Raw genomic sequence first — 15,890 nt, 5'->3', positions numbered from 1 at the left:
ATGCCAACACGTTGGGATGCTACGGCATACACTCCAGACCTATTTGCTGCACGGATCAGTCCGTGCATTTACCCGCACCGTGTCGAAGCAGGAAGCGCTCCGGCAGACCCAGGAAATGCGCACTCCGAACAGTATGGGGGCAGGACCGCGGAAATCCGCCGTCCTGCCCCCTCCGTCCTGATACCCTCCCGACTGCTTCCTAAGCCGTTGGCTGTTTACCCAACCATCAGGCTCGAGCTCACCACCGCCGCCTTCTTGCCTTCCGCCTCATGACCGGCAAACTGCCCGTTCGTCCAGATCACGATGCCGTACATGATCGCGCCGATCAACAGCGCGCCTCCGATCAGGCCCATGAACCCAGCGGCCTTGTCGCTGTCCTGCTGTGCGTGTCCGCCCATCTCAGATCTCCGGAGAAAGTCAGTCGACGTCGGCGACGCGCACCGTCACCATACCATCGTTCGCCACGATCGAGGGGAGGAACTCGAGCCCCTTCGTGACCTTGCCGAACACCGTGTGCACGCCGTTCAGGTGACGCGTGTTCGCCTCGCTCAGCACGATGAAGAACTGGCTGCCGCCGGTGTTCTTCCCAGCGTGCGCCATCGACAGCGAGCCCACTTCATGCTTGTGCGGGTTGCCCGCCGTCTCGCACGGAATCTGCCAGCCCGGGCCGCCCGTGCCAATGCGACGATCGCCCTCGGGCAGATCACGCGAGTACGGATCGCCGCCCTGTACGACGAAGTCGTCGATCACGCGATGGAACTTTACGCCATCATAGAAGCCTTGGTTCGCGAGCTTCTCGAAATTCTCTACGTGCTTGGGCGCTTCGGCCGAATACAACTCGGCGACAAGGGTCCCTTTGGTGGTCTCGAACGTTGCCAGCTTGGCCACTGTGTCTCCTGGATCTTTTTGAGAGTGAAGACGGGAAAACTAATCCGATCACGGCGCATTGACAGAGCAGCCCGCTGGGTAGGATACTCGCTCCCATGAAGACCAGCCGACGGGAATGGTTGCGGACCGGCCTCGGGGCCGCCGCCGGAGGGGCCGCGCTGGCGTCCGCCGGCACTGTGCTCACGCCGTCGCCCCTGGTCGCCCAGCCTCCCACCCGGTCACGCAACGCCCGCCTGGGCGGTCTCCTGAGCCAGCTCGGTCAGCAGGCGGCCTGGACGTCGCCCGAGCTCCGACTCCTGCGCCGCACGTCCCACGGACAGACCGCCGCCCAGGTCGCACGCGCCCTCGACCTTGGCTACGAAGCCTACCTCGAGGAGCAACTCAACCCGCAGCGCCTCGACGACTCGGCCTGCGAAAACCACCTTGCCGCGACCTATCGCGATCTGCTGGCGCTGACCCCGCGTCAGGCCATGAACATCGCCGACAGCGGCAGCCCGTACTTCCAGATCATCCGTCCGCTGGGCCGGATGACGGTCGAACGCGCCATCCTCTCGGAACGCTCCCTGCTCGAGCGCATGGTCGAGTTCTGGTCGGACCACTTTCATGTGCCCATCGACGGCGCCTACAGCCTGAAGCTGTTCCACCAACAACAGGTCATTCGGCCCAACGCCCTCGGCAAGGTCAGTGATCTGATCCACGCCAGCATGCGCAGCTCCGCCATGCTCTGGTATCTCGACCAGGTGTGGAACACCAAGTGGGGCATCAACGAGAACTACGCGCGTGAATTGATGGAGCTGCACACCCTCGGCTGGGATGGCGGCTACAGCCAGAGCGATGTGCGGGAGCTGGCGCGTGTCCTCACCGGCTGGTCGGTAGACGGACAAGGCATCTTTCAGTACAAGGCCGACCTGCACGACTTCGACGCGAAGACGGTGCTCGGCATGACGTTTCCCGCACGCGCGCCCGGTACCGGCACGGCGGGCATGGACGAAGGCATCGCCTTTGCCGCGATGCTGGCCAATCATCCGGCCACCAAGCGCTTTATTGCCGCCAAGTTGCTACGCTGGTTCGTGCGGCCCGATCCCACCGAGGCGCAGATCGGTACCGTAGTGACCGCGTACACCCGCAGCGGTGGTGACATCAAAGCGATGCTGCGCGCGGTGCTCTCGCGCGAACAGCTCATGCGCGCACCCGCCAAACTCAAACGCCCGCTGCATCTCATGGTCTCCGCGTTGCGCACCACTGGCGCGCGCGCCGTGCCTGTGGTCGATGTGCGTCGCGATTTCGATGGCCTGTATTTCCCGCTCGAAGCAATGGGCCATCGCGTTGGTGGGTGGCCTACCCCCGACGGCTATCCCGATCGCGCCGAGTTCTGGGCCGGGATGATTATTGATCGCTGGAATAACGTGAACACCGTGCTGCAGGTGGCCAACACGGGCAGCGGTTGGACGATCGTCGATCTCGCGCTGTTCATGACCACACCGACAGTCGATGGCGTGGTCGACGCGATTCGCGAGCGGCTGTTCGGCGGCGAGATGTCGGCCGATCTCGAGGCGGAACTGCGCACGTTACTCGCCGCCGATGTGTCGCGCAGTCGCGTGCTCGACGCGCTACAACTCGCCACGATGGCGCCTGAATTCCAGTTCTACTGACGGTCCCCTGATGTCAACCGACTCCATGAACCATGTGCCTGACGACGTGTCGTGCGACGAATATCGTCACGTGAGTCGTCGCCGTTTTCTCGAACTCGGGTCACTGAGCGCCGCCTCCGTCACGCTGCCCTCGTGGTTGCCATCGGTCACCTTCGCCGACTCGGAAGACGGCGTGCGCGATGTACTCGTCTCGGTGTTTCTGCGTGGCGGCGCCGATGGCCTGACGCTCGTGGCGCCGTACGCCGATCCCACCTACTACGCGGTGCGTCCCACGCTGGCGATTCCACGTCCCGACAGCAGCTCGCCGAACCGCGGCCTCGCGCTCGGCACGTTTTTCATGCTCCCGTCCACCATGGCGCCGCTGATGGCGCCGTATGTGGCGGGTGAGCTGCTGGCGGTACACGCCTGCGGACAGTCGGCCACGAAATCGCGCTCGCACTTCGAGGCCGAGCGCTATCTCGAGCAGGGCAAGCCGGAAGACTACACAATCCAGTCGGGGTGGCTGGCGCGACATCTCGCCACCAGCGCGCCGCTCAATGCCACGGCGCCGATGCGCGCCACGTCGATCACGTACGGTATGCCACGCACTCTGGCCGGCGCGCCCAAGAGTTTGCCGGTACCACGGCCCGCGTCGTTCGGTATCACGTCGCCCAACGCTGCCGCCGTGAAGCGCCTGTACAACGGCGCGTGGACGCCCATGCGTGACAGCGCGATCGACGGCATCGCCACCGTGGCGCTGCTGAACAAGCTCGATTTCAATGGCTATCGCCCGGCCAACGGGGCGAACTATCGCAATGACCACCTGGGTCAGTCGTTGCGGGCGATCGCTACGATGATCAAAGGCGATATCGGACTCGAAGCGGCGCATGTGGACGCGAACGGGTGGGACACGCACGCCAATCAGGGATCTGTGGGCGGTGTGCTGGCCGACAACATGACGGAATTCGCGAGCGCACTCAGAGCATTCTGGCAGGACATCATGCAGGGGCCCATCAACCATCGCGTCACGCTCATTGCCACCACCGAATTCGGGCGCAACGTTCGCGAGAACGGCAGCCTTGGCACCGATCACGGACGCGCCAGCGTAATGTTCCTGATGGGCAACGCGATTGCCGGTGGACAGGTGATCACGCAGTGGCCGGGTCTCGAACGCGAACAGCTCGAAGACGGGCAGGACCTGAAAGTCACGATCGATATGCGCGATGTACTCGCCGAAGTGGTGCAGAACCGTCTCAACAACCGCAATCTGTCGGCGATCTTCCCCGACTATACGCCACGCTTTCGTGGAGTGACCAAGTGACCGTGACCGCTGGCGTGAGCGCCGTGAGCGCCCGACTGAATTTGCGATGTGGTGCGCGCTGCACTGCACGGCTGGCCACGGTGGCGTTGCTGCTGCTCACCGCCTGTACGGGTGCGGAAGGACCGGCGGGGCCGGCTGGTCCTTCCGGACCGACTGGACCAACGGGCACGCCAGGCACGCCGGGAACTACCGGGGCCCCGGGGGCGACGGGTCCGGCCGGACCGCAGGGGCCATCGGGGGTGGTGAATCGCATTGAAAGCAGCGGGGTGTTCGGCTTGAGCGGCTCGTTCTCGATGCCGTTGCCGGCGGCGGCGGTGGCGAACAGCAAGCTGCCGTTCGTGGCGTGCTGGGTCAGCATCGATGGACGGACATGGGTGTCGGTCACGCAGACTCCGGCCACGAATGACGACGTGTACTGCGGCGTGACGGGCGTAGGGACAGCAGCCGTCGGGGTGACGATCGTGAATGGACTGACAGGATGGAGGTACTATGTGCTGGCGATGTGGTGAGGCTTTTTTTCCAACGAACTGCGCTAGGAATTAGGGGCGCTAGGAATTAGGGGCGCTAGGAATTACGGGCGCTAGGGATAGGTCGAGGCCATCGGTGGTGCGTTCCAGTTTGGCACCGACGAGAGCAACGCACGCGTGCAGCCCAACGGGCAGCCCAACGGGCAGTACCACTACCACTGACTTCCCGAGGCGTGCTCTAGCCAGCGTAGTCGGCTTCATCTTTCTAGCGCCCCTAATTCCTAGCGCCCGTCATTCCTAGCGCCCGTCATTCCTAGCGCCCCTTATTCCTAGCGCAGTTCGCAGTTCCCTGTCTCACAACTAGCACAGACCTCCTTCACTACGCACTTCTCGCACACGGGCTTCCGCGCGAAGCACGTTCTTCGTCCGTGCCAGATCAACAGGTGACTCAACAACGCCCAGTCATCACGCGGAAACAGCGGCATCAACTCCCGCTCGATCCCGATCGGGTCTGCCTCTCGCGTAAGCCCCAACCGCCGTGCCAGTCGCTGCACGTGCGTATCTACCACGATGCCTTCGTTGATGTCGAACGCATTGCCCAGCACCACGTTCGCCGTCTTCCGTCCAACCCCAGGCAGTGGCACCAGCTCAGCGATCGTACGCGGCACATCACCGTCGTACTTCGCCACCAGCATGCCCGCCATGCCGATCAGGCTCTTCGCCTTGGCGCGGAAGAAACCCGTGGTGCGAACAATCTCCTCCACATCTTCCTGCTTGGCGGCGCTCAAGGCATCAGCGTTTGGGTAGCGCCTGAACAGCACCGGCGTCACCATGTTCACGCGCACATCGGTGCACTGCGCCGAGAGAATCGTGGCGCATAGCAGCTCGAACGGATTGCGGTAGTCCAATTCGCAGTGGGCGTCGGGATACTCCGCCTTGAGACGCTCTAACACCACCGTGGCAATCGCCAGCTTGTCAGCCTTGGTGTTCGGCGAGCGTGACACCAGCGCTGCCCGCTGCGACGGCTTCTGCCCGTTTGTCTTCGTCATGCTGCGCGTGGCCTTTTTCACGACCGGCTTGGCCGTGGACAACTTCGCCGTGGCCGAGTGCACTGGTATCGTCTTCTGCGCCGCTTTTCCCGGCTTCTTGGCCGAGAGTGGTTGACGCGGCGCGCCGCTCGCGGTGCTGCGGGCCACTCTCAGCCTTGCATCACGCGCAAATGCGGCGCGGTGGTGGCTTTGCCCTCGCGTCGGGCGCGCGCAAAGGCCAGCACCTCGTCGGCCGTGCGCGTGTTGAGCACGTTGGCGGGTGTGAGCCAGCCTTTTCGTGCGTTCGCGATACCGAGTTCGAGATGGTCGAAGCCTTGCGGCGAATGCGCATCGGGGCCGATGCTGACCAGCGCCCCCTTTTCTTGCGCAACGCGGCAGGCGCGCCAGTCGATGTCGAGTCGATGCGGGTCGGCGTTGAGCTCCATCGCCACACCCACTGCGCCGGCCTTTTCAATAATGGCCGCGATATCGATGGCGTACGGTTCGCGCGTAAGCAGCAAACGACCGGTGGGATGTCCCAGGATCGTGAGATGCGGATCATCGAGCGCCTTGAGCACGCGGTCCGTCATCTGTCGCTCGTTCATGCCATAGCGCGTGTGCACCGAGCCGATCACGAAGTCGAAGCGATCGAGAAATGCGGCGTCGTAGTCCACGCGACCGCAGGGGAGAATGTCGGCTTCGATGCCCTTGAGCACGCGAAACGCGATCCCGTTGGTTGCGTACTGCGCGTTCAACGCATCGATCTCGTCGTGCTGCCGCAGAATCGCATCGCGCGACAAACCGCCGGCGTACGTGTTCGACTGTGAGTGGTCGGACACGCCCAGGTAGCGCAATCCGCGCGCCCGCGCCGCGCTCGCCATGTCGAGTATCGTGGCACCGCCGTCGCTGTACTGCGAGTGGCAGTGCAGGGCACCGACCAGATCCGCTTCGGTGATCAGCGTCGGGAACGGGCCGCGCGCGGCCGCTTCCACTTCGCCCATCGCTTCACGCTGCTCCGGCACCACATAGGCCAGTCCCAGTCGCGCATACAGTGCCGGTTCGTCGGGAATCGACACCAACGCGCCGTCGCGATCACGCAGTTCGTCGCCCGCCAGCACGAAGCCCAACGTGGCCGCACGCTCCGTGAGCTGCTTCACGTGCGCACTGCTGCCGGTGGCGCGCCACAACGCGAGCGCGAATTGCTCCGGACGCACGCAGGAAACGTCCACCCGTACGCCGTTGTCGAGACGCAGCGACAACGAGCGACCCCCGCCGCCGAGCACTTCCTTCACACCACGCAGCTGGGCGAACGTGGCGGCCACCACACTGGGGCTGCCGCGCACCGAGCACACCAGATCCACATCGCGCACGATTTCCATGCGCCGCCGGATCGAACCCGCGATCTCGAGTTGCAGCACATCCGGGTGCGCGCGAATCGCATCGGCAATGCGCTCGGCCTCGGCGCGGCCATGCTGCCAGAGCACGTACGCCCCCGTGGCTCGCAAATCGGCGATTCCCTTGAGAATCTTTTCCGCCGTCTTGGCGCCGAACTTCGGCAGTTCCGCCAGACGTCCGTCGCGCGCCGCAATTTCGAGCTCCAGCAGCGAGTCCACGTGCAGGCCGTCGTGAATGGAGCGGATGCGCGAGGGACCCAGTCCGGGCACGCGCAACATCTCCAACAAGCCCTCGGGAGTCTCTTCCTGCAGACGCTCCAACAGCGACGACCCGTTACTCATGGCGAGATCCCGCAGCACCTCGATGGCCGCCGGCGCGATCACATCTTCGGCCGAGAGGTCACGCGAGAGCGCCTGTCCCAGATCCGTCTCACCATGCGCCGCCACCACTCGCGCCGCCGTCTGCATCGCTCGGACCGAAAACCGATCCTCGTTATGCAACTCGAGGAGCGTAGCGATCTGGGTCAGGGCAAAGGCAGCGGCGCGGCAATCCATGAGGGAAATGTAGTGTGATTCACTAAAAATTCACGGCATCTGCGCTGGGGCGACGTTGGCAACGCCGCTCAAAATGCTCGTGTCCTGCGTGGTACACGGCGTTTTTAGCGCGACGTTGCGGCGCCTTGCCATCGTTCGGTGAACGGGTGCCCCCCCCTGTTCGTGCCAGCGGTTCTCGCGTGGCCCGACCCCCCGATCCTCGTGCTAGGTGCAGCTCAGCTAAGGGGACATTTTATTGGATAGGGGGTTACGGAGGTTCCTTGCTTGGCTAAGGGGCCTATGAGCTGTCGCTGTGGGCTGTCGGCTCCCGAGGCTCGGGGCTGACAGCTGTCTGCTATCTGCCATGAGCCATGGGCCATGAGCCATGGGTCAAAGCTGGCGACTGACCGCTGGCGGTAACCCATGGCCGATGGCCCATGGCCCATGGCCGTTAGCCGTGAGCCCAGAGCCCCAAGCCTCGGGAGCCGACAGCCCCCAGCCCACAGCGAAAGCCCACAGCGAAAGCCCACCGCGAAAGCCCACCGCGAAAGCCCACAGCCCCCAGCCCACAGCTACAGTTGGCAAGGTTCATCCTTCTATCCCCGCCAAGTGCCTAACCTGCCGCACCAGCTCCTCCATTTGCCCTTCCGTCAAATCCATCTCCTGGCCGGCCGCCTCACCGTCCAGCAGACCCGTCCGTACACTCACCGCGACCTGGTTCATGTACCGCACCTTCGACAGCAGCTCAAGCGTGAGCTGACGTAGCCCGTGAAACCGTCGCTTTTCGGCGTTGGCGCGGCGGCAGCGCTGCGCCAGCTCCTCCGGGCGAAGGTCACGAGCCAACAGCTCTACGTCGTACAAGGTGCGGCCGGGGAGTACGCCGCGATCGGGGATACCGCTGTTGCCCCACCCTTCTTCGGCGAAGAACAGGCGCCCCACCAATTCGATGCCGTCGTGCGCGCTGTGCAATGTCACGCGCACGTCTCGGCCATCAACGTGGATCGTGGTGAGTAGCGTGTGGGTGACCGGACCGAAGGGAACCATGGCTCTCTGCAAGGAATCGACGTATGGCGGCGAATAGGAGTTCCGGTTGTTCGACATACGGCACATGACCGCAGTCGTCCAACGCGAGGAGCTCCGCGCTCAACGACTGCGCAGCGGCGGCAGCCGACTCGAGCGGTATAGGATCCTGCTTGCCGTGAACGACGAGCGTCGGGCAGTGAACGCCACGCAGCTCGTCCCGGATATCGAATTCACCCAGGCTCTCCCACACCGACTGCTGCACGCGACCCGTGACGCGAAAGGGCGTGAGCGCGCGGGCGCGTGACGGATCGGCAAAGTATCCGGCCACGCTCAACTCGAACCCACGCTGCCGATACGCGACCGGATCGCGCTCCCGTAAACCGGAGGCCGCAAGCTCCTCGCGCATCGCCAGTATCGTTGAACTTCGCCCGCGCGATGACAGCGACGATTCGAACTCGTTCCGCCAAGCACGCGTGATCGGTGCCGGAGACACCAGCACGAGACGTGCCGGCGCGAGACGCGCATCGCCGGTCTTGGCGCATTCGATCGCGTACAGCATCGCCAACAGCGCGCCCCACGAGTAGCCCACGATCGTGGGCGGCATGAGGCCGAATTCCGTGACGATCTGGGCGAGATCGCTGACCTGTGTCTGCCAGGTAATCGGTGTCGGGTCGTCGATCTTGGAGCGGCCCCCGCCGCGCTGATCGTAGGTGATCACGCGATAGCTGTCGGACAGCGCCAGCATCTGCGGATACAGATAGTCATGGTGCGCGCCGGGTCCCCCGTGCAACAGCAGCAGCGGCGGCGCGCCGGGCGGCCCGTCGGCCCGCCAGTACAGCGGCACGTCGGTCGTCTGCGTCACGCCATCGGTAGTCGGCTCGCGCGTGCTCCCGAATGACGGCCCAGCGGAAAGGTCGTGGTGTCCCATGGGCGGAAGATAAGGGCCGGTCACTATCGCCATCCACATGCCAACTTCGTAACTTCCCGCCCATGGGTCCCCTTGGCTATCGACGCAACACTCCCAGTGCGAGCACGACCGACAGTGGCCTGCAGCGGGCCGTGCCCGACGGCCGTTCGTCCCGTGCGGTGCTCCGGGCGCTGGCCCTGCTGATCGATCGCGTGGTCACGGCGCAGGCCCGGCGTCCGTCCGAGACGGCCGGTGAGATCGACGCCGAGCTCGTCATGCAGCCGCTGGTGCGTGATGCCCTCCGCCAACTCACCGCGCGTTCCCGCGACGGAGCGCTGCTCTGCCGGGTCATCGACGGCCAGCTGGTCCTCGAGGGTGTCCCCATTGAGCGACGGCTGGCGGCCGACGACCCGCTCCTCGGTGGGCTGCTACGACGCGCCCTCACGCTCGGGATCGGCTCGATCACCGTGCGTCAGGGTGCCGCGCCAGGCGAATTGCTCACGCTCGCGTCGCTCGTCGCGCAGCCGATTCGTGTTGGCGAAGATATCCGTCCGTTGTCGGGTGATACGCCGACCACGATCAATCGCGCCGTCATGAGCGACGAACCGCCGCGCGAATTGCTGCGGTCGTGGAGCGTGCTCGTCACGCCGCGGCCGCCCGCCCCCGACGCGCTGCCGCGATTCACACCGTTCAGTTCGGCGGTCATCGACGACAGTGAGACGGGCACCAGCAACGCCGGCGGCAGCGCGGTGGCCCACGCGCTCTCCCGCCTGGCCGCCGCACGCACCGATGACGCCGCGCTGGCCGCCGGTGACTTGTTCATCGAACTCATCGACGGCGCGGAATTCCGCGGTGACGCCCTCACGATCGAATCGATCGCGCGCGCCACGATGCACCATGTGCACACCGTGGGTGGCGGCGGGGGACGACTGGGCGGCGAACGCATCATGCGACGGTTGCTGCACCGCACCTCGTTGCGACTGCTGGCCACGCGCGTCCCGTACACCTCCGAGCGCACGATCACGCTCGAACTCATGGCCCGCGCCGGTGACGCGACGGTCGAAGTGCTGGTGCAGGAGCTCATGAGCTCGCCGGAGAGTCAGGCGCGACGCGCGTATTTTGACAGCATCGTGGCGCTTGATCTCAATGCCACCCTGCTGTTCGATCTCGTGCGCGACAGCCGGTGGTTCGTGGTGCGCAACGCCGTCGCGCTGCTTGGCGAAATGGGCGTGGAACAGGCCGACGTGGCCATACTGCCGCTGCTCACGCACGACGACGATCGCATTCGCATTGCCGCCGCCCGCGCTCTCATGCGTCTCGGTACTGCCAAGGCCATGCACGGTCTGCACGGCGTCGTCGAGGACAAGCATCCGGAGGTACGACGCATCGCCGCCGCCGCCTACGGCTTGCCCGGCGTCGGGGGCGGTGGCGGTGGTGTACGCCCGCCCGCCGCACGATTGGCCGCCGCGCTCGACAAGGAGCGCGATGAAGACGTGGCGCTCGAAATGCTCGCCTCGCTCGGCAAGCTTGGCAGCGCCGACGCGATTCAGCGCTTGCTGCGCATCGCGCAACCGGCGCCGGCGGCCGAGCCGGGCGAACGCCAGGTTAATCGCGACGCGTGGATTCGCATCGCTGCCCTCGAGGCCCTCGTTCGCGCACGCGGCTACGCGGTGCTGTCCTCGATCGAGTCGCTCGCCGGTGACGCTGATCCCGAAGTGGCGGCGGCTGTTGTTCGGTTGCGGGCTTCTATTTCTTGAACTGCTAAACAGCGCTTCGGTCGGTGCGGGCTTCGGGTCGGCCGAGGAGATCCCTGGCCGTCGAGCATTTCCTCTCGGCCGTCGCTTCGCGCCGACCTTTGAGGAAACGAGTCGGCTTCCAGGGACTCTCGGCCTCCCCTCGCAGCGGGGCACGTCGCCAGCGCTGTTTGTGGTTGGCGATTACCGCCCCCAACGCGAACGACAGTCGCCCGACAACCGTCTCCCCGCGCCACCGCCGATCGCCACGACCGAGACTGCGCGCGGAACACGCGGCCTCACTCCATCTTTGCGGCTGCAGCACGCTTGGGTTCGCGCGACACCAGTACGCGCCGCTGGCCCCGCAGCCGAGAGAGTCCGAAAGCCGAGTCGTTTCTTCGAGGCACGGCGCGTCAGCGCCGGACGAGAAGAAATGTTCGGCGACTCGGATCTCTACTCGGCTAAGGGGTCGGCGGCGCGGACGGCTCCGCCAGCACACAACACCAAGCTCAGCGCGCCGTAAAATCAGTGTCCGCCGTCACCGCGCGACACACTTCCGCGATCAGCTCGGCCGCACGATCCAGGTCGTCGAGCGACACCAGTTCGTTGGGCGAATGCATGTAGCGGTTGGGGATCGACAGCAGCGCCGTCGCGACGCCATCGCGCGTGAGATGAATGCCGTCGGCGTCGGTGCTGGTGAAGCGCCCCGCGGCGTGCACGGAGTACGGGATCTCGAGCTTCCTGGCCGTATCGGCGAGCAGACGGAACACCACCGGGTGCACGATCGAACCGCGGGTGAGTACCGGTCCACCGCCTACGTTGTGCTCGCCGAGTTCCTTCTTCTCGACACCCGGGTGATCGGTGGCGAACGTGACGTCCACCGCGATCGCCATCTTGGCGTCGAGCTGCTGCGCGGCCACGCGTGCCCCACCGCCGGCGTAGCCAATCTCTTCTTGCGCCGTAGCGGCCGCGATCACGCGGGCGGCGCCGGGCTTCTCGGCGTAACGACGCAGTGCTTCGAGCACCACGAAGGCGCCGATGCGGTCGTCGATGGCGCGTGATACGATGCGATTATTCGGCATCTCCATCACACGCGCGTCGATCACGCCGGCGTCGCCGATTTCCAGATGCTCCATCGCTTCGGCCTTGTTCTTCACGCCGATGTCGACCCACAGATCGGTGATCTTCGACGCCTTCTCGCGCTCGTCCGGTTTCATCAGGTGAATCGGCTTCTTGCCGATCACACCGAACACGTCACCGTGGCGACCCAGAAAGCGCATGCGTTGGCCCACCAGCACCTGTGGGTCCCAGCCGCCGATCGCTTCGAAATACGTGTAGCCGTTCTCGTCGATGTAGGTCACGATCACGCCGATCTCATCGATGTGACCGGCCAGCAGGATGGTGGGGCCACCGCTGCCCTCGACCGTGGCGAGGCTGTTACCGACAACATCGGCCTTCACGGAGGCGAACGTGGCGGCTTCGGCACGCCAGACGCGCGCCGGTGCACCTTCGAAGCCCGACGGACCGGGGGTGTCGAGCAGGCGCTTCAGAAAGGCTACGGAGGATTCAGAAAGCATAGCCCAAATATAGGTGCTATTCTTTTCGCATGACTCTCCTCCTTCTCGCGATCGGACTCGGCGCCGGTGTGCTCTCCGGTATCTTCGGGATCGGCGGTGGCATCGTGGTCGTACCCGCGCTGATTTACCTGGCCAAAATGACGCCGCAGCAGGCCGCCGGTACATCGCTCGCCGCGCTCGTGGTGCCACTCGGTGCCGCGATCGGCGCCGCGACGTACTACCGCGCCGGACACCTGCAAATCAAGGACGCACTCTTGATTTCAGCGGGCATGGCGGTCGGCGCATACTTCGGCGCCCAGATCGCAACCCACGTCGATGCGGTGGTGCTGAAGCGCCTGTTCGCGGTGCTGATGGTGGGGATGGCGGTGAAGCTGTGGGTGGGGTGAGCTGCCGACTGTCTACTGGGAGCCTGGAACTGCGACCTAGGCAGTTGGCAGTTCCCAGTTGCGAGCGCGCCCGCTACCGCACCCTCTCCCCATGCCTCGCATCAATCCCCGTGAACAACAACGGATTGAAAATGCGCGCCATCGCTTCAATGCCATCCACGATGCGTGGCCCCGGGCGACTCACCAATCCGTTCGCGTCCAGCGCCCACACCTGACGTCCGGCCAGCCACGACCACTGCGGTAGCGCCAGGCATCGTTTCGCCTCGGCGACCGTCGCGGCGAGTGAATAGCCGCACGGAGCGAACAACACGAACTGCGGGTCGGCCTGTGACAGCTGTTCCATCGGCACCGTGGTGGAATGCACGCCAGCGGTGCCGAGCACGTCGAAGCCACCGGCGCGTTTGATTTGCTCGGGTCCCCAGTGACCGGCGATGTACACCGGGTCGGTCCACTCGATCAGGGCAACGCGCGGACGCGGTGCCTTGGCGGCTTTCAGAATATCGTGCACATGCTTCACGCGGTCGCGCAGTCCCGCCAGTAACTCTTCCGCTTCGTCGCTGGCGTTCATCGCTTGCGCCACGGCCTCGATGTCGGCGTACACGCCGTCGAGTGTGGTGCCGTTTAGTGTGACGATGCGCGGCTCGGGGTGCAAGCGCCCCGCCAAGGCGCGCACGTCGGATTCGCTGATCGCGCACACTTCGCACAGCGCCTGCGTGAGCAGCACGTCGGGATGCAGCGCCTTGATGCGCGCTTCGTCCATCGAGAACAGCGCGTGACCCGCACCGTGCAACTCGCGCACCGCCTCGTCGATCTCTGCCGGGTCTGCACTGTGCGGCAAGCTGCTCTTCGTTACCCGCGCACGAGACGCGACGATGTCGGGATAGTCGCATTCGTGCGTCACCCCCACGAGGTGGTCGGTGGCACCGAGAAACGCCATGATCTCGGTGGCGGCGGGGAGGAGGGACACCGTGCGCATTGATGGATCGCTCGTGAGTTTCGAGTAATGAGTAAAAGTTTCGCGTTATGCGTTTGCCGTTGTGCGCCTGCAACCCAAAACTCCAAACTTCAACCCACGACTCCAAACTCGCACGATCTATCGGACCGCCTCGTACACTGACTTCCCACCCACGTACGTCGACAACACTTTCGTCTTCATCACCAGCTCGCTCGGCACCCGCATAATATCCGTATCAAGTATCACGAAATCAGCGAACTTGCCCGCGGTGAGTGATCCCATCGACGCTTCCTGGAAGCCCGCGTACGCCGGCCAGATCGTCATGCTGCGCAGGGCATCCTCACGCGACATTCTCTGCTCCGGGAACCACCCGCCCGCCGGCCAGTCGCGCGCATCCTGACGCGCGATCGCCGCGTGGAACGAGATCAGCGGATTCACCTGCTCCACTGGAAAGTCACTGCCGTTGGGAATCACCACACCCGTCTGCAACAGCGACTGCCACGCATAGGCGCCGTACAGGCGCGTGGGCCCCAGTCGCTTGCCGATCCAGTACATGTCGCTGGTTTGATGACTGGCTTGCATGCTGGGAATCACGCCCAGCTGCGCAAAGCGCGGGATGTCGTCGTAGTGCAGAATCTGCGCGTGCTCCACGCGGAACCGGTGATCCACACTCGGCACCGACTTCAGCGCTTGCTCGTACGCGTCGAGCACCACCCGATTGCCGCGATCGCCGATGGCGTGTGAATTGATCTGGAAGCCCGCCTTGAGTCCACGCTCCGCCACCTCGCGAATGTGTTCTTGCGTGCTCTTGAGCAGCCCCGTGTTGTTCGGATCGTCGCTGTACGGCTCCAGCAACGCCGCGCCGCGCGAACCCATCGCCCCGTCGGCGTACAGCTTCACCGCGCGCACCCACAGCTGCCCGTTGTACATCGCCGACTGCGGTCCCTTGGCGAAGTAATGATCGAGGGCGGCCTTGTCGTCACCGATCATCACGTACAAACGAAGCTTCAGCTCCTGCGACTTCGCCAGCTCCTCATACGTGTCAATCGCCACCCGCGTGGCGCCGGCATCGTGCATGCCCGTGAGACCCCAGCTGTGCATCAACGCAATCGCGTCCTTGAGCGCGCTCTTGTACTCGGCCGCCGTTGGCGCAGGCACCTGCTTTTCGAGCACGTCGCTCGCGTTGTCCACGAACACGCCCGTGGGATTACCCCTGGCGTCCTTGATGATCTGCCCACCCACCGGTGCCTTCGACGCCGCCGTGACACCCGCCGCCTTCATGGCCGCCATGTTGGCGTACGTGGCGTGACCATCCACGCGCTCCAGCAACACCGGATGATCGGGCAGCGCCGCCGTAAGCGCATCGTGGGCGGGGAAGTCGGTCACGCCCCAATCGTTCTGATCCCATCCTCGGCCCGTGATCCACGTGCCTTTCGGCACCGACGTCGACTTGGCCACCACCCGCGCGATCACCTCAGCCAGGCTGTTGGTGCCGGTGAGATCCACCGACCGCAACGTCTGCGCGAGCCCGCTGAAATGCGCATGGGCATCCACCATACCGGGGATCACCGTGCGACCGCCGGCGTCCACCACACGGGTGTTGGGCCCCTTGAGCACCGCCGCTTCACGCTGCGAGCCCACAAACGCAATGCGCCCATCGCGCACCGCGAACGCCTCCACCAGCGGACGCGCATCGTCGGCCGTGTAGACGCGGGCGTTGGTCACGATCAGGTCGGCCGGCGCTTTGGACGAAATGGGCTGCGCTGAAAGGCCAAGCGGGGCGGCTGCGAGGGCCACGCCGAGGAAGGTACGGAAAGCGATCATGGAGCCGGGGTAGGAGGGTCCGGCAAAGAGTAACGCGGGGCAACCGTGATGGTCACCCCGCGTGTCTCGAACTACTCCGTACTCGGTACTCCCCACTCACTACTTCGCAGTTACTTAGACGGCGGCAGAATCACTGCGTCGATCACGTGGATCACGCCATTCTTGGCGATGATGTCCGTCTTTACGATGTGCGCCTGGTTGATCATCGGCACGCCACCCATC

16 protein-coding genes are annotated in these 15,890 nt (G+C 64.9%); 6 read left to right on the top strand and 10 right to left on the bottom strand.

Annotation, left to right across the window (positions count from 1 at the left end):
- A partial coding sequence (locus ACLL97_RS05770) for a hypothetical protein (protein WP_411279529.1) occupies positions 1-181 on the top strand: 181 nt, incomplete at its 5' end.
- Between the two features lie 34 nt (positions 182-215).
- Here ACLL97_RS05770 and ACLL97_RS05765 read toward each other — a convergent pair.
- Together ACLL97_RS05765 and ACLL97_RS05760 are read right to left on the bottom strand one after the other, a co-directional pair.
- Entirely contained in the window at positions 216-398 is a 183-nt protein-coding gene (locus tag ACLL97_RS05765) for a hypothetical protein (RefSeq protein ID WP_411279528.1), read from the bottom strand.
- 19 nt (positions 399-417) lie between these two features.
- Complete coding sequence (locus ACLL97_RS05760; RefSeq protein ID WP_411279527.1) at positions 418-888, bottom strand: peptidylprolyl isomerase; 471 nt, start codon at positions 886-888, stop codon at positions 418-420.
- A 95-nt stretch (positions 889-983) separates the two neighbouring features.
- On the opposite strand from ACLL97_RS05760, the gene ACLL97_RS05755 reads away from it, so the two are divergent.
- The 3 genes from ACLL97_RS05755 to ACLL97_RS05745 are packed head-to-tail and all read left to right on the top strand — an operon-like array spanning position 984 to position 4,349.
- On the top strand, positions 984-2,540 hold the full coding sequence (locus ACLL97_RS05755) for a DUF1800 domain-containing protein (RefSeq protein WP_411279526.1): 1,557 nt from the start codon (positions 984-986) through the stop codon (positions 2,538-2,540).
- Between the two features lie 10 nt (positions 2,541-2,550).
- Positions 2,551-3,840: a DUF1501 domain-containing protein gene (locus tag ACLL97_RS05750; RefSeq protein WP_411279525.1), complete on the top strand. Its 1,290-nt coding sequence runs from the start codon at positions 2,551-2,553 to the stop codon at positions 3,838-3,840.
- Entirely contained in the window at positions 3,837-4,349 is a 513-nt protein-coding gene (locus tag ACLL97_RS05745) for a hypothetical protein (RefSeq protein WP_411279524.1), read from the top strand. The genes ACLL97_RS05750 and ACLL97_RS05745 overlap by 4 nt, the downstream gene beginning before the upstream one ends.
- 287 nt (positions 4,350-4,636) lie before the next feature.
- On the opposite strand, the gene nth is transcribed toward ACLL97_RS05745, so the two are convergent.
- The 4 genes from nth to ACLL97_RS05725 form a co-directional block, all read right to left on the bottom strand.
- Positions 4,637-5,503 (bottom strand): endonuclease III, encoded by an 867-nt coding sequence (gene nth / locus ACLL97_RS05740; protein WP_411279523.1) that lies wholly within the window; start codon positions 5,501-5,503, stop codon positions 4,637-4,639.
- Between the two features lie 2 nt (positions 5,504-5,505).
- The gene (locus tag ACLL97_RS05735; protein ID WP_411279522.1) at positions 5,506-7,284 is read right to left on the bottom strand and encodes a PHP domain-containing protein; all 1,779 of its coding nucleotides are present in this window, start codon (positions 7,282-7,284) and stop codon (positions 5,506-5,508) included.
- Positions 7,285-7,851: 567 nt separating this feature from the next.
- Positions 7,852-8,238: a hypothetical protein gene (locus ACLL97_RS05730; RefSeq protein ID WP_411279521.1), complete on the bottom strand. Its 387-nt coding sequence runs from the start codon at positions 8,236-8,238 to the stop codon at positions 7,852-7,854.
- Between the two features lie 16 nt (positions 8,239-8,254).
- Positions 8,255-9,214: an alpha/beta fold hydrolase gene (locus ACLL97_RS05725; protein WP_411279520.1), complete on the bottom strand. Its 960-nt coding sequence runs from the start codon at positions 9,212-9,214 to the stop codon at positions 8,255-8,257.
- A gap of 62 nt (positions 9,215-9,276) precedes the next feature.
- Between ACLL97_RS05725 and ACLL97_RS05720 the strand changes: the two genes are divergently transcribed.
- Positions 9,277-10,950 carry a HEAT repeat domain-containing protein gene (locus tag ACLL97_RS05720; RefSeq protein WP_411279519.1) on the top strand — a complete coding sequence of 558 codons (1,674 nt, stop codon included), beginning with the start codon at positions 9,277-9,279 and terminating at the stop codon, positions 10,948-10,950.
- Positions 10,951-11,435: 485 nt separating this feature from the next.
- On the opposite strand, the gene ACLL97_RS05715 is transcribed toward ACLL97_RS05720, so the two are convergent.
- On the bottom strand, positions 11,436-12,503 hold the full coding sequence (locus ACLL97_RS05715; protein WP_411279518.1) for a M42 family metallopeptidase: 1,068 nt from the start codon (positions 12,501-12,503) through the stop codon (positions 11,436-11,438).
- A 29-nt stretch (positions 12,504-12,532) separates the two neighbouring features.
- On the opposite strand from ACLL97_RS05715, the gene ACLL97_RS05710 reads away from it, so the two are divergent.
- Positions 12,533-12,889 carry a TSUP family transporter gene (locus tag ACLL97_RS05710; RefSeq protein ID WP_411279517.1) on the top strand — a complete coding sequence of 119 codons (357 nt, stop codon included), beginning with the start codon at positions 12,533-12,535 and terminating at the stop codon, positions 12,887-12,889.
- A gap of 73 nt (positions 12,890-12,962) precedes the next feature.
- Here the strand turns inward: ACLL97_RS05710 and ACLL97_RS05705 are convergent, their stop codons facing one another.
- From ACLL97_RS05705 to ACLL97_RS05695, 3 genes are all read right to left on the bottom strand, one after another.
- On the bottom strand, positions 12,963-13,865 hold the full coding sequence (locus ACLL97_RS05705; protein ID WP_411279516.1) for an ABC transporter substrate-binding protein: 903 nt from the start codon (positions 13,863-13,865) through the stop codon (positions 12,963-12,965).
- 117 nt (positions 13,866-13,982) lie between these two features.
- Positions 13,983-15,668, bottom strand: coding sequence for an amidohydrolase (locus ACLL97_RS05700; RefSeq protein ID WP_411279515.1), 1,686 nt, complete (start codon positions 15,666-15,668; stop codon positions 13,983-13,985).
- A 110-nt stretch (positions 15,669-15,778) separates the two neighbouring features.
- Complete coding sequence (locus ACLL97_RS05695) at positions 15,779-15,874, bottom strand: fasciclin domain-containing protein (RefSeq protein ID WP_411279530.1); 96 nt, start codon at positions 15,872-15,874, stop codon at positions 15,779-15,781.
- Positions 15,875-15,890 lie beyond the last annotated feature (16 nt).

The sequence above is a fragment of the Gemmatimonas sp. genome, assembly GCF_046594945.1.
GTDB lineage: Bacteria > Gemmatimonadota > Gemmatimonadetes > Gemmatimonadales > Gemmatimonadaceae > Gemmatimonas.
This window is presented reverse-complemented; position numbering and strand designations above follow the sequence as displayed.